The 12,710-nt window shown below is 63.0% G+C and carries 13 protein-coding genes; 4 read left to right on the top strand and 9 right to left on the bottom strand.

Going from position 1 to position 12,710, the window contains the following annotated elements; translation table 11 throughout:
• Positions 1-85 precede the first annotated feature (85 nt).
• Together LB557_RS22375 and tsaA are read right to left on the bottom strand one after the other, a co-directional pair.
• The gene (locus tag LB557_RS22375; protein ID WP_140615592.1) at positions 86-400 is read right to left on the bottom strand and encodes a DUF2293 domain-containing protein; all 315 of its coding nucleotides are present in this window, start codon (positions 398-400) and stop codon (positions 86-88) included.
• Positions 397-903 carry a tRNA (N6-threonylcarbamoyladenosine(37)-N6)-methyltransferase TrmO gene (tsaA, locus tag LB557_RS22370; RefSeq protein WP_224713094.1) on the bottom strand — a complete coding sequence of 169 codons (507 nt, stop codon included), beginning with the start codon at positions 901-903 and terminating at the stop codon, positions 397-399. The genes LB557_RS22375 and tsaA overlap by 4 nt, the downstream gene beginning before the upstream one ends.
• 193 nt (positions 904-1,096) lie before the next feature.
• On the opposite strand from tsaA, the gene LB557_RS22365 reads away from it, so the two are divergent.
• Together LB557_RS22365 and metF are read left to right on the top strand one after the other, a co-directional pair.
• A complete protein-coding gene (locus LB557_RS22365; protein WP_015317182.1) occupies positions 1,097-2,119 on the top strand; it encodes an ArsR/SmtB family transcription factor in 1,023 nt (340 codons plus the stop codon).
• Positions 2,119-3,030 (top strand): methylenetetrahydrofolate reductase [NAD(P)H], encoded by a 912-nt coding sequence (metF, locus tag LB557_RS22360; protein WP_023769638.1) that lies wholly within the window; start codon positions 2,119-2,121, stop codon positions 3,028-3,030. Before LB557_RS22365 ends, metF begins: the two co-directional genes overlap by 1 nt.
• Positions 3,031-3,464: 434 nt before the next feature.
• On the opposite strand, the gene LB557_RS22355 is transcribed toward metF, so the two are convergent.
• Complete coding sequence (locus LB557_RS22355) at positions 3,465-4,382, bottom strand: DMT family transporter (RefSeq protein WP_224641294.1); 918 nt, start codon at positions 4,380-4,382, stop codon at positions 3,465-3,467.
• A 318-nt stretch (positions 4,383-4,700) separates the two neighbouring features.
• Between LB557_RS22355 and LB557_RS22350 the strand changes: the two genes are divergently transcribed.
• Positions 4,701-5,921 carry an alanine racemase gene (locus LB557_RS22350; protein WP_224641296.1) on the top strand — a complete coding sequence of 407 codons (1,221 nt, stop codon included), beginning with the start codon at positions 4,701-4,703 and terminating at the stop codon, positions 5,919-5,921.
• Between the two features lie 82 nt (positions 5,922-6,003).
• On the opposite strand, the gene LB557_RS22345 is transcribed toward LB557_RS22350, so the two are convergent.
• Positions 6,004-7,182, bottom strand: a complete 1,179-nt coding sequence (locus LB557_RS22345; RefSeq protein ID WP_224641299.1) for a lytic murein transglycosylase — start codon at positions 7,180-7,182, stop codon at positions 6,004-6,006.
• A 287-nt stretch (positions 7,183-7,469) separates the two neighbouring features.
• Positions 7,470-8,270: a GH25 family lysozyme gene (locus LB557_RS22340; RefSeq protein ID WP_224641302.1), complete on the bottom strand. Its 801-nt coding sequence runs from the start codon at positions 8,268-8,270 to the stop codon at positions 7,470-7,472.
• A 289-nt stretch (positions 8,271-8,559) separates the two neighbouring features.
• On the opposite strand from LB557_RS22340, the gene LB557_RS22335 reads away from it, so the two are divergent.
• Positions 8,560-9,939, top strand: coding sequence for a serine hydrolase domain-containing protein (locus tag LB557_RS22335; protein ID WP_224641303.1), 1,380 nt, complete (start codon positions 8,560-8,562; stop codon positions 9,937-9,939).
• Positions 9,940-9,967: 28 nt separating this feature from the next.
• On the opposite strand, the gene LB557_RS22330 is transcribed toward LB557_RS22335, so the two are convergent.
• The 4 genes from LB557_RS22330 to LB557_RS22315 form a co-directional block, all read right to left on the bottom strand.
• A complete protein-coding gene (locus tag LB557_RS22330) occupies positions 9,968-10,276 on the bottom strand; it encodes a HigA family addiction module antitoxin (RefSeq protein ID WP_015317189.1) in 309 nt (102 codons plus the stop codon).
• 8 nt (positions 10,277-10,284) lie between these two features.
• Positions 10,285-10,581 (bottom strand): type II toxin-antitoxin system RelE/ParE family toxin, encoded by a 297-nt coding sequence (locus LB557_RS22325; RefSeq protein ID WP_140615608.1) that lies wholly within the window; start codon positions 10,579-10,581, stop codon positions 10,285-10,287.
• A gap of 163 nt (positions 10,582-10,744) precedes the next feature.
• Entirely contained in the window at positions 10,745-11,410 is a 666-nt protein-coding gene (locus tag LB557_RS22320; protein ID WP_224641306.1) for a class I SAM-dependent methyltransferase, read from the bottom strand.
• Positions 11,407-12,705: a DUF3419 family protein gene (locus LB557_RS22315; protein WP_224641308.1), complete on the bottom strand. Its 1,299-nt coding sequence runs from the start codon at positions 12,703-12,705 to the stop codon at positions 11,407-11,409. Before LB557_RS22315 ends, LB557_RS22320 begins: the two co-directional genes overlap by 4 nt.
• Between the last annotated feature and the right edge of the window lie 5 nt (positions 12,706-12,710).

The following is a 12,710-nucleotide window of genomic DNA, read 5'->3' as shown; positions in this document are numbered from 1 at the left end:
ATATACGGCCTGTTCCGTGATTTTCCAGAGGCGAGGGGGAATCTTTTTGAACAAAACGCAGAGCGCCATCTCCCCGGCAGTGGCCTCATTCCTCCTCGTCGTCGGCGTCGAGCAGGCGCGTGGCGCGCCAGCGCGTGAGCATGGTGTTGGTTTGGTCGATGACGAAGAAACGGGCGGAGTCGCGGTCATAGCCCTCGGCCAGCAGCTTTTCGTAATCGGTGTGCATGTGGCGGATGTGGGCGATCGTCGCCAGCCATACCGCGATCGTCGGCGGCAAGGTTTTCATATGGACCGAGCCGGCGTCGGTGCGGATCTTCTCCATGTCGGCATAAGGCGCCAGCGGCAGAAGTGCTGTCAAAGCCTTGGCGATGGCGCGGCGGCGGCCGGTGGGCGCGGTCATTGCTCCCCGCGCCCCTCAACGGTCGCCTCGGCAATGGCATCGGTCGAGGCGAAATATGGTTTGATGTCGATGACCGGCGTGCCGTCGAGCACGTCAATGGCGTCGAAGTCGACGCGCCCAGTGCCGATGTCCAATCCGACGAGCTTGGCTATGTGCAGGCCGATTGGGTTCGGCCGGGCAGGGGAGCGCAGGCCGAATACGCCTTTCGCTTCAGCCGCATGGCGGGGTTTCTGCACAATCAGATTCCGCGGCGCGTGATGCAGCCAGGACAGGATGACGACGTGGCTGGCGCGCTCCAGCCCGCGCAGGCCCGCACGATAGGGCGCATCGATGGCCAGCACCGCGGGCTGTCCCGCCTCGCGCGCGGCGCGCATGTTCTTCGGGCAGCTATCCCGGGTGATCCACGGCGAGGCAATACGGCCGATGAAGACGATGCCGGCGTCCGGCGGCATCAAGGCCGGATCCTGGTCCAGTCTCTGCTCGCCTTCGCGAGCCTCGAACATCTCACGCGGTTCGGTCATTGCCTGTCTCTGTGCTGGTGCATGCCATTGTCTCAAAACCGCTAGACGTTTCGGGCTGATCCGGACCGGGAAATCACGCATGCGGCATTTTCTGGTCCGGAAGCGACATAGCGCTTGCAAGGTCGCCGAATTCGACATAAACATATGTTTATATCTTTTCAAAGAGAATACGCTGATGCATGTCTCGCTCGACACCATGGTGGATACGCTGAAGGCGGCGGCCGAATCCAGCCGCCTGCGCATATTGGCATTGTTGTCGCGTGGCGACCTCACCGTTTCCGACCTTACCGAAATTCTCGGCCAGTCGCAGCCGCGTGTCTCGCGCCACCTGAAGCTGCTGCTCGAGGCGGGGCTGATCGGCCGCTACCAGGAAGGGTCGTGGGCGTTCTTCCGCCTGTCGGACGCCGATTCGGCGCGAGACTTCGTGATGAGGCTGGTTGCCGGCATTCGCGGCGCCGATCCGCAGGTCGAGCGTGATCTGGAGCGACTGACCTCGGTCAAGCGCAAGCGCCAGGACCGCGCCACCGCGTACTTTTCGCAGAACGCCGCAAGCTGGGATCATATCCGCTCGCTGCATGTGCCCGACCGTGCGGTGGAGGCCGCGATGCTGAAGCTGGTCGGCAAGCGGCCGTTCCAGTCCATGCTCGACCTTGGCACCGGCACCGGGCGGCTGCTCGAAATCTTCTCGCCGCTCTACCGGCGGGGGATCGGCATCGACATGTCGCGAGAGATGCTGACCGTGGCGCGCGCCAATCTCGACAAGGCCGGCGTTTCGAATGCGCAGGTGCGGCAGGGCGATATCTTTTCGCCGCCTGTCGAGCGCGATGCCTTCGATCTCGTCACCATCCACCAGGTGCTGCACTATCTCGACGATCCAGCCCGCGCCATCCATGAGGCGGCGCGGCTGCTTCGCCCGGCCGGCCGTCTCGTCATCGTCGATTTCGCGCCGCACACACTGGAATTCCTGCGCGACGAGCATGCGCATATGCGGCTGGGCTTTTCCGACCGGCAGATCGGAGAATGGTTCTCCGAAGCCGGCCTCGATCTCGAGGATGCCCAGGAGTTCGAACCGCGCGGCGGCAACGAGGCCAGGCTCACCGTCAAGCTTTGGCTTGGCCGCGACCGGCGCCTGTTGATCGCCGATCCTGCCAATGCCAGCCAGCAGACCAGAGTGAGCTCGATAGGGGAAATCGCCTGATGAACCAGTTTCGTTTTTCCCGCCGGCCCGATATCGGCGACAAGGTCAGGGTTTCGTTCGAGTTCTTCCCGCCGAAGAACGACGAGATGGAGGCAAGACTGTGGGATACGGTCACAAGGCTCGAGCCGCTGCAGCCGAAATTCGTCTCGGTGACCTATGGCGCCGGCGGTTCGACGCGTGAGCGCACGGCGCGCACCATCGGCCGTATCCTGAAGGAGACCAGCCTGACGCCGGCCGCGCACATGACTTGCGTCGACGCCGCTCGCCATCAGGTCGACGCCGTGATCCAGGAATTCACCGACATGGGCGTGAAGCGCTTCGTCGCCTTGCGCGGCGATCCGGCGGAAGGCGTCGGCGCCGCCTACCGGCCGCATCCGGACGGCTACGCCAACGGCGCCGAGCTGGTCGGGGCGCTGAAGGACGCCGGCGATTTCGACATCTCGGTTTCGGCCTATCCGGAAAAGCATCCGGAAAGCCCTGACTTCGCCACCGACATCGACATGCTGAAGCGCAAGGTCGACAACGGCGCGACGCGGGCGATCACCCAGTTCTTCTTCGACAACGATCTCTACGAACGTTACGTCGAGCGCGCGCGCCGCGCCGGCATCTACATCCCGATCGTTCCGGGCATCCTGCCGGTGCACAATTTCACCCAGGTCGCCAATTTCTCGGCGCGCTGCGGCGCGCTGGTGCCGGCATGGCTGGCCGAGCGTTTCGACGGCCTGCAGAACGACCCTCAGACGCATGCGCTGGTGGCATCCGCCGTGGCCGCCGAGCAGGTTCTGGACCTGGTCGAGCGCGGCGTGGGCGATTTCCACTTCTACACAATGAACCGGGCCGACCTCGTCTTCGCGGTCTGCCATATGATCGGCATCCGCTCGCATGAGGTGGCGGGCTCCGCTGCTGCCTGAGGGTCAGTCAGGTAAGCAAAAGGCCGGGTAAAAACCCGGCCTTTCGAATCGGTTGGACTATTTGGTGCTGGTCTTCCCCGTCTTGGCGGGTTCAGGGAAGGACGCCGATAATGAGGGCGCCGATGAAAGCAAACGCAGCACAAATCATCAATGCGTTGATTGGCCTCGTAAGTCCCATGACATAGCCTCCTCTTAAAGAGCTATGCCCTGGAGTCTAGGTTCATTTGTGCCACAGGCAAGCGGAAAATGTGCTGCATTGCGACGTGATTGTGGATTTTGCGACTTCGGTTTCGCCGTTAGCCGTTGAAACTCCTTGGCAAAACCCCGCTTCATGCCTGTGAATAAATTATGGCGGTGGCGTGTCGATGCTGTGTCGTGGCAGCGCTACCCCCGCGAAACTCGCCTCCGACTTTCGCGATTGCACATGCCGAGCTCTAACGCCGTCCGAACACTCGCCCGTCGATTGTCAGAAGACCAAGTCCGATCAGCACCACACCGCCGATCTCGAACAATTCCAGCCGCTCGCCAAGGAAAAGAAAGCCGAGCAGCATGGCACTGGCCGGCACGATCAGCGTGACCAGCGAGGCGTTGGTGGCTCCGGCCGAGGCGACAAGGTTGAAGTAGAGGATGTAGGCGAAGGCTGTCGACAGAAGCGCCAGCGCCAGCACTGCCGCCCACACCGGCGGCGAGGCGGAGAACAGGCCGGCCGGGCCATGGGCGAAGAGCACGATCGGGATCATGATGATGGTCGAAGCCGTCAACTGCCCGGTGGCGACGACCGGCGAGGGCACGCCCTTGAAACGGCGGGCGACCATCAGCGCGATGCCATAGGAAAGCGAGGCGCCGATCAGCGCGAATTTGGCCCAGACAGGGCCGCCGAGCCCCGCCAGCAGGCCGGGACCGATCATCACAGCGGTGCCGGCGACACCGAGCCCAATGCCGGCGAGCTTGTTCCAGGACAGCTTTTCATCTGATGTCAACGCATTGGCCAGGAGCAGCGTCCAGAACGGCGTCGTGGCATTGAGGACGGAAGCGACGCCGGCCCCCAATTGGGTTTGACCGGCAAAGATCAGCGAGAACGGGACGACATTGTTGGTGAAGGCCAGCAGGAAGAACAGGCCGGCATGCGGCAGAGCGGCGCGGAAGGACGGTCCGCGCAAGCCGAGATAGAGCTGCAGGGCTATCGCCGCGATGGCGACGCGAAACAGCACCAGCACCAGCGGTTGAAGCTCCGCCACCGCGATGCGGGCGAAGAAGAACGAGCCGCCCCAGATGGCGCCGAGCAGCAGCAATTGCCCCCAGTCCCTGAGCGTCATCGGTCCGCGTGGCGCAGATGCAGCGGTCACTGCCATATGAATCCTCTCCAGACAGCCGGAATGCCAGCCGGAATGCCAGCCGTCAGGCAGAAGCCATATCTGGTCCGGCGGCAAGGGCCACCCGAAACCCGACCGGCAGCCCATCCTTTCGGCAAAGGCCAGTGCCGTGCCGTCAGGAGCACGAGACACAGAATTGTTTTCGTTGCAGCGCCGCGCGCCTCCAGAGACGCGCAAAGGACGCTGCAAGGTTCATCCCTGGCGCATGATCCTTTCCGAAAGTCGAAATAACTTTCGGGGTCATGCGCTAGCCGCTAGCTTGGATTAATTGTGCGAGCTGAAGTCGAGGATTCGTCCATGCAGCGATTCGAGAATGCAAGCGAGGCTGCACTGGCGCTTCGCCCGGACGACCCGGTCTACTGCTTCCGCCCGGAGGTCTTGAAGGCGGATGCGAAGCAATTCATGGGCATGTTCCCCGGCAAGACCGCCTACGCGGTCAAGACCAATGGCGAGCAGATCGTGCTGAAGACGCTGGTCGAGGCCGGCGTCACCGCCTTCGACGTCGCTTCACCAGGCGAGTTCGCCGCCGTGCGCGCCGTCTCGCCCGATGCGGAGATGCTCTACATGCATCCGGTCAAGGCGCAGTCGGACATCAAGCTGGCACTGGAGAAATACGGCATTCGCGTCATCTCGCTCGACCATGAGGACGAGATCACCAAGCTGACCCGTGTGGTCCGGGCGCTCGATATCGACCCGGGCGCGGTCAGCGTCTTCGTGCGTGTGCAGACAAAGGGCCATGCCGCCTACGAGCTATCCAAGAAATTCGGCGCCGGGCCTGCCTATGCGGTCGAACTCGCCGAGCGGCTGAACCGCACCGGCTACAAGGTCGGCCTGTGTTTCCATGTCGGCAGCCAGATCGAGGATCCCGACACCTATGAGCGGGCGCTGGCCTCGGCCGACTGGGTGCGCAACCGGCTGACCTTCGACATTGCCGGGCTCGACGTCGGCGGCGGCTTTCCGGCCGAATACGGACATGATCCCAACCGCAAGCAGATCGAGATGCCGTCGCTCGGCCAGATCATGTCACGGCTCTCCGGCGACCTGAAGGAATATCAGTTTGACCAGATGCCGCTGGTGGCGGAGCCGGGCCGGGTGATCGTCGCGCGCTGCCTGTCGCTGATCGTGCGCGTGCTGTTGCGCAAGGGCAAGCGGCTCTACATCAATGACGGTATCTGGGCGTCGCTGTCGGATTCGTGGACCGGCAAGATCACGCTGCCGGCGCGGTTTATCCCCGATCCGGCAATCCGCACGCGCAATGGCGACGAGAACAAGATCGTACCGTTCAAGGTGTGCGGGGCGACCTGCGATTCCGTCGACATCTTGTCGCGGCCGTTCTGGCTGCCGGAAACCGTCGACACCGGCGACTGGATCGAGATCGGCCATATCGGCGCTTACTCGCTGTCGCTCAGAACCCGCTTCAACGGCTTCTATCCCGACACCTTCGTCGAGGTCACGACGCCCTTCGACGAGGGCGACGCGCCGGTGGGGTTCGCGAGTTTGGAGACGATGGCGGATTAGGAAAAAAGGGGTGAGTAGTCAGTAGTCGCAGGGAATCTCTATATTTCACTACCCACTACCCACTACCCACTACCCACTCTCTTCACAATTTTCCCAGCAGCTCCGGCGTCGGCCAGCCATCCACCGGCAGGCCAAGCCGCATCTGCTCCTTGCGGATGGCTTCACGGGTGTTGGTGCCCAAAATGCCGTCGACGGTGCCGACGTCGTAGCCCCTGGCCTCGAGCTTGGTCTGCAGTTCTTTCATCTGCTCATTGGTGAGGCCGGGCTCGGGATTGCGCGGGTCGAGCGGCGGCGCGCCCGCCAGCCGCGCGGCGAGGTTTGCCGCCGTCAGCGCGTAGGTGAAGGACTGGTTCCATTCGAGATAGACGTCGAAATTCTCGTAGGTGAGGAACGCCGGGCCCTTGCGGCCCATGGGCAGCGCCAGGCCGGCCTTCAGCCCCTTGTCGGCCAGCGGCGAGCCGTCGGGATTGGTGACGCCCCACTGCGCCCACTGCGTCAGCGGCAGCTTGTTGGTGCGCCCGGTCTGGTCCCACGGCATCTCTTCGGGCACGCGCACTTCCTGGATCCAGGGTTCGTCCCGTTTCCAGCCGCGCGACAGCACCTTGTTGCCCGTGGTCATGATCACGTCGGGCACGGAGCCGCGCAGATCGATTTTGCCGTCGCCGTCGCCATCGATGCCCCGCGCAAGATAGTCGGATGGCAGGATCTGCGTCTGGCCGATCTCGCCGGCCCAGGCGCCGGTGACGTCGGCCGGCAGCACGCCGCGATCGATCAGTTCTAGGAGCGGCACCAGTTGCTGGCGGAAAAGCTGCGGGCGGCGGCAGTCATGCGACAGCGTCACCAATGCGCTCAGCGTATGGAAATCGCCCTGCACGGCGCCGAAATCCGTTTCAAGCGCCCAGAAGGCGGTGATGACCGGGGCCTGGACGCCGAACTGCTGGTCGGCGCGGGCGAAGATGTCGGCGTATTTCTTCATGTTCGCCGCACCTTGCTTCAGCCGGTAAGCCGAGATCATGCGGTTGGAAAACTGGACGAAGGTCTGCGTGAAGACGCCCTGCGCACGGTCGCGCGCCAGAGCCCTCTCGTCGATCCTGGCGTCCTCCAGCGCATCAAGACCGACCGCGCCGACACCGGCAGCCTTGGCTTCCGCCGCCACACCCTGCTTCCAGGTTTCGAAATCGCCGCCGCATTCCTGCGCCATCGCCGGCAAGGCCGTGGCGCACAGGAACAGCGCCGCGAGGGCTTGGGAACGCAGTCGCATCAGCTTCCTTTCGAAACGAGAGGGCATTGTCGTGCCTGAAAGCGCAACGCCCTGAATTATCAGCGGTTGCACTCTTTAGCGCTGGCTGTGTCGAAAGCAGGCGGCAGGCCCGGTGTCAACGGCTGATCTGTCGCAATCACTATTCCCGCGGCTTGCTGCCGTTGTCACGGTGTCAACGGGTCTTCTGCCGCAACCCCCATTCCCGCGGCCTCGCTGCCGTTGCCACGGTGTCAACGGGTCTGCTGCCGCAGTGCCTCTCCAGGCGGCTTGCTGCCGTTGCCACGGCGTCAGCGCGTGTTCTGCCGCAGCCACTTGTTCCAGGCGGATTCGGAGCCGTTGAAGACGTTGATGTCGGACTTGCCGGTCATGCCGGGAACGATGCCGGTTCCGGTGTACTGCCAGAAGGTGAAAGGGTGGCTGCCATATTTCTCGCGCGGGTGTCCGGCGACCGAGCGCAGCCAGTAGGGATAGCCGCGGAAGGTCGACAGTTCATTGTCGTCGAAGAAGTCGACCGAGGTGTAGATGATCGGCTTCTTGCCGTAATGCCGCTCGACGATTTCGAGGAAGGTCGTCATCTCCGCGCGCACCGTGGCGGCGTCGGGGCGCAGCCGGCAGGTCGGCGAGTTCGGGTTCCATTCCATGTCGAGAACCGGAGGCATAGCGGAGCGGTCGACGGGGACATTCTGGATGAACCAGCGCGCCTGGGTGGCCGCCGGAGTGCAGAAATAGAAGAAATGATAGGCCGCGCGTGGAATTCCGTTGGCTTTCGTGCGCGCCCAGTGTTCGCTGAAATACTCATCGAAACGGTCGCCGCCTTCCGTCGCCTTGATGAAGGCGAAGGAGATGCCGCTGGCCTTGGCCGTCGGCCAATCGACCGAGGTCTGGTATTTGGAGACGTCGGTACCATGGACGGCATAATTCCACGGCGCACCGCTGTCCCACTCATGCGGCTTTGAATCGGCAAAGCGCGGCGCGCGCACGGCCACCGTCGGGCTGCTCGACGCGGATCGCGACAGCGGCGAGAGATCGTCCACGGTCGAGCAGGCGCCGAGCAGCGTCAGCATGAAAAGGACCGCAAGACGGCGCATCCGCAACTTCCAAGCCGGAATCAGCCGGTCGCTGATGGGTCTGTGCACTGATGGCCGAAGCTGGTCTGGCCCCCTCCAGGCGATCGCCCCACGCATCGCCTGGCATATTCGTTTTTCGTGCATGTCGTTGTCCCAAAACCGCTGAGCGCTTTTGGCCGACATGCACCCCTGTGATCGCCGATCATGGTTGATATCTGGTTTATGGCGGTCGACAAGAGGCCCGATTTTGCGGAAGCAATGGCGGCAATTCGATGACATAAACGTCAGGCGAATGCCTGGGAGGCAATGGATGCGGTTCGTCGTCAAGATCGTCAAATGGCTGCTTGGCCTGATCGTGCTGGCTATCGCCGCGCTGTTTGCCTGGCTCTATATCGCGCCGCCGGAACTGATCCGCGTCGGCTCGGGCTATTCGGCCAAGATCGTCTGCTCCAACGTCTTCATCGCCGGGCGCGATGCCAACGAGGTGCTGGCCGTCGACGTGCAGGCGCCGGGCCACCCGCTGCTGCGCTTGATGCGGGTTTCGGTCGACAAGAACCGGGGGACGGTTTCGGCCGGCCTGCTCGGCTTCCTCGGCAAGAGCGAGGCGGTTGCCCGCGACGGGCTGGGCTGCGCCTCGGTCCCCGACGGCGATGTCGGCAAGGCGCGGCGCACGGCAACCCACGCCTCGCCATCGCCGACCAGTCAGGATGCGCTGTGGCCCGAGGGCGAACGGGTCGATGCCTCGCAAAATCTCGAGGTCTCGAAGATCGTCGGGGATGACGCGCTGGCCGGCACCGGCATGCGCGCGATCGTGGTGATCAAGAACGGCCGCGTCGTCGCCGAACGCTACGGCGACGGTTTTTCGGCCAAGACGCCGCTGCTCGGCTGGTCGATGACCAAGACAGTGAATGCCGCTATCGTCGGCACGCTGGTCAAGGATGGGAAGATGACGGTCGACAACAAGGGCCTGTTCACGTCGTGGAAGGCCGACGGCCGCGCCGCGATCAGCCTTGCCGACATGATGGCGATGTCGAGCGGGCTGGAGTTCAACGAAGACTATGGCGATGTCGCCGACGTCACGCGCATGCTCTATCTCGAACCTGACATGGCGGGCTTTGCCGCAACCAAAACCCTCACCGGTGAGGTCGGCAAGACGTTTTCCTATTCGAGTGGCACGGCGGTGATGCTGTCGCGCCTCTGGCAGGACGCGATCGGCGACAAGGCCAAGGCATTGACGTGGCCGCGCATGGCGCTGTTCGAGCCGCTCGGCATGCGTAGCGCGGTGCTCGAGACCGACGAGCAGGGCACTTTCGTCGGCTCGTCCTATCTCTACGCCACAGCGCATGACTGGGCCCGCTTCGGCCAGTTCCTGCTGCAGGGCGGTGTATGGAACGGCAACCAAATCCTGCCGGCCGGCTTCGTCGAATGGATGCGCGAGCCGGCATCCGCCTCGAAGGTCTACGGCAAGGGCCAGTTATGGATCGAAGCGCCGGGCGACGAGGAAAACCCCGGCGCCGGCGTCGCGGCCGGGCTGCCGAAGGACACTTACTGGATGGAGGGCCATGACGGACAGACCGTCGCCATCATTCCGTCTGAGCAATTGGTGGTGGTGCGGCTCGGGCTAACGCCGGCCACGTTCAACTACCGCCCGCAAGCAATGGTGGGGGCGCTCGTGAAGGCGCTGCATTAAGCGGCAGTCGGTTGCTGTAGAGTTTCTTCTAGGCCGCGGTCGCCAAAGGCTTGGCGCGATCAATCCGCGCCCGCTCCTCGGGTGAATTCATGACCTGCCAAAGATCGCTGCGGCGCTGCACGTTGAGCCAGAAATCCGGGCTGTTGCCAAAGACCCGCGCCAGAATGAGCGCGGTCGCGGCCGTCACGTTGCGGCGGTCGTTGCACAATTCGTTGACATGCTTGCGCTGAACCCCCATCGCTTCCGCCAAAGCAGCCTGTGTCAGGCCAAGTGGTTGCATAAATTCTTCCGTGAGGATTTCACCCACCGTTGCCGGCTTGCGTGTGGTCATCAACATGTGTCGTCTCATCTGTAGCTATGATCGTCGAGATGGATATCCGACGCTTCACCACGGCCGCCATTCCACCGAAAGATCAGCCGCCATTGGTTGTTGACACGGATTGAGTGGAAGCCATCGAGACTACCACGCAACTTTTCGAAATGATTGCTCGGCGGTACGCGCAAATCCTGATCGGTCGTCGCGTCATCGATCATCTGGAGCTTGCGGAACAACCGGCCTTCAAGATCGGACGGAATGTTGCGGGAATGGATGTCTTCCACGAAAAAGGCTCGCAGCCATCCGTCCCGAAACCCGACGATCACTTTCTATCTCCAGCATGGAGATAATGTACCACCCTTTGGGTCATTCTGCAATCGCGAAGGGCGAACCCTGCTGATCGCGTTCACCGGATTGACCTTGGAATTGGAGCGTTGGGCCGCCGATGGCGAAAGCGCGCCGGGTTCTACGGCTGTTTTGTCTGCGATGTCAGGTGCCGAGCTTGATCACAGCCAGCCAGGAATAACCGTGACAAAGCGTGCGGAAACGGAAGGTTGCGCCGGTTCGCTCGGCTTCCGATTCCAGAACGTCGCGCAGGGATTCACGCGGCGTGACGTGGAATTTTTTCAGCCAGCCGCGCAGCAAGGTGCGGAACCAGCCTGGCAGACCTTCCTGCTGGCCGAAATCGACGACGTGCAGCGAGCCCATCGGGGCCAGCGCGGCAAGTGCTGCCGATACCGTCTTCTCCCAGCCCGGGATCATCGACAGCGAATAGGATACGAAGACGCGGTCGAAGCTGCCTTGGCCAAACAGCGCCTTCGCGTTGAAATCCGTGGCATCGCCCCTTGCCAGCATGACGCGATCAGAGAGGCCTTCGCGGGCAACCGCGGCGCCTGCCGTCTCCAGCATTTCGGCCGAAATATCGAGGCCGAAGAAGCGCGCGTCTGGATAGGCGCGGGCGGCGAGGATGATGTTGCGGCCGGTGCCGCAGCCGAGTTCCAGTACGGTGCCGCCCGATGGCACGTCCAGTCCCGATATCAGCTTGTCGCGGCCGAGCAGGTAGTATTTGCGGGTCAGGTCGTAGACATGGCGCTGCCAGCGGTAGACGCCGTCCATCAGTTCGGCGTGGCTGGCCGGCAGCTCCGTCGTGCTCATGCTGCGCGCTTCACATAGAGGTGAAAACCGCCATAGATGGCCGAGCGGTCGCGGGCCGAGAATTCGCGCGAGGCATCGCTCTCATAGGTCCACTGGTCGAGCAAAGAGGTCGAGACACGGCCAGGCAACAGACTGGGCTCGGCGGCGGTGCGGAAGATGACGCGGGCCCCAGTGGAGGCGGAGCGGGTGATTTCCGACCACAGTGCATTGAGCTGGTCATCGGTCATCCAGTCCTGCGCGTCGAGCAGGATGAAGCGGTCGACGGCGCCGGCATCCTTGCCGGCGAGGAATTCGATCAGGTTGGCGTGATGGATGGCGACGCGGTCGACATTGCCGCGGATGGTCTCGTAATTGTGCTTTTCCAGATAGGCGGGCAGGGCGGCCTCGCCTGGTTCCGGGTAGCGGCGAGCAAAGGCCTGCCAGGCGAAGTAATTGTTTTCCAAGGGGAAGTCGCAGGCAAGCTTTTCCAAGCGGGCCTTAAGCACGCTGGCCATGGTGCCGTCGCCGGAGGTGATCAGCGAATCATACTGCGCCGGCGGAATGCCGAGACCGAACAGCGAGGCTTTTCGCGAGGTCGCCCATTTCAGCAGCTTCCTGTCGAAGACCGGCGCCAGCTCCTCGTTGAAGAAGCGGCGCTGTTCGCCGATATTCCTGGCTTCCATCATGCGGGCCGGGTTGACGCCGAACAATTTCGCCGTGCGGTGGCCCATGGCGATGAACAGGCCGAGCAGGCCGGTCTGGTAAAAATTGCGGTCGAAGACACCAATACGCCGGCGGCCGCGCCAGTTGCGGTGTTCCCAATAGTGGCGGCTGACCGGGTCGAGATGCGGCGCGATGAAACGGTCGTAAGCTTCCGAATTGTGGCTGGTGTCGGCGGCGCCGAAGAAGCGGAACAGGTCGCCCTGCGAAGGCAGATGGCGGACTGCCTCAAGCTTCATGCGGTTCAGCGCGATGTGAGCGGCGTTGAGGTCGACAGCGTCGATCCGTGCCGGCGAACGGGTAAGGTAGGCCAGGATGTTGCAGCCGCCGGAAGCGATGGTGACGACGCGATGACCCTGGCCAAGTTGCATCGCGTCCATGTCGACGTCAGGATCTTCCCAGATCTGCGGATAGACAAGGCCGGAAAACAGGAAGGCGAACAGCCGCTCGGAAATGCCAGCTTTCGAAAGCGCGCGGTTCTGGTAGACGGCTTTTCCAACTTCCTTGCCGCGGCGAAAAACCAGGTCCGAGGAGACGTCCGTCATGGCAAAGTGATTCCCCATTTGCTTTGCCGCAAGCGGGTACCGCAGGGTCATGACAG

The organism is Mesorhizobium sp. BR115XR7A, assembly GCF_020165315.1.
In the GTDB taxonomy this organism is placed as follows: domain Bacteria; phylum Pseudomonadota; class Alphaproteobacteria; order Rhizobiales; family Rhizobiaceae; genus Mesorhizobium; species Mesorhizobium australicum.
Note: the sequence above shows the minus strand (reverse complement) of the source record. Positions and strands in the feature narration are given on the sequence as shown.

Excerpts from the sequence above, each read along its gene's own strand:
- LB557_RS22375 (WP_140615592.1), bottom strand. The coding sequence starts at position 400 with ATGACCGCGCCCACCGGCCGCCGCCGCGCCATCGCCAAGGCTTTGACA.
- tsaA (WP_224713094.1), bottom strand. The coding sequence starts at position 903 with ATGTTCGAGGCTCGCGAAGGCGAGCAGAGACTGGACCAGGATCCGGCC.
- LB557_RS22365 (WP_015317182.1), top strand. The coding sequence starts at position 1,097 with ATGCATGTCTCGCTCGACACCATGGTGGATACGCTGAAGGCGGCGGCC.
- metF (WP_023769638.1), top strand. The coding sequence starts at position 2,119 with ATGAACCAGTTTCGTTTTTCCCGCCGGCCCGATATCGGCGACAAGGTC.
- LB557_RS22355 (WP_224641294.1), bottom strand. The coding sequence starts at position 4,382 with ATGGCAGTGACCGCTGCATCTGCGCCACGCGGACCGATGACGCTCAGG.
- LB557_RS22350 (WP_224641296.1), top strand. The coding sequence starts at position 4,701 with ATGCAGCGATTCGAGAATGCAAGCGAGGCTGCACTGGCGCTTCGCCCG.
- LB557_RS22345 (WP_224641299.1), bottom strand. The coding sequence starts at position 7,182 with ATGCGACTGCGTTCCCAAGCCCTCGCGGCGCTGTTCCTGTGCGCCACG.
- LB557_RS22340 (WP_224641302.1), bottom strand. The coding sequence starts at position 8,270 with ATGCGCCGTCTTGCGGTCCTTTTCATGCTGACGCTGCTCGGCGCCTGC.
- LB557_RS22335 (WP_224641303.1), top strand. The coding sequence starts at position 8,560 with ATGCGGTTCGTCGTCAAGATCGTCAAATGGCTGCTTGGCCTGATCGTG.
- LB557_RS22330 (WP_015317189.1), bottom strand. The coding sequence starts at position 10,276 with ATGTTGATGACCACACGCAAGCCGGCAACGGTGGGTGAAATCCTCACG.
- LB557_RS22320 (WP_224641306.1), bottom strand. The coding sequence starts at position 11,410 with ATGAGCACGACGGAGCTGCCGGCCAGCCACGCCGAACTGATGGACGGC.
- LB557_RS22315 (WP_224641308.1), bottom strand. The coding sequence starts at position 12,705 with ATGACCCTGCGGTACCCGCTTGCGGCAAAGCAAATGGGGAATCACTTT.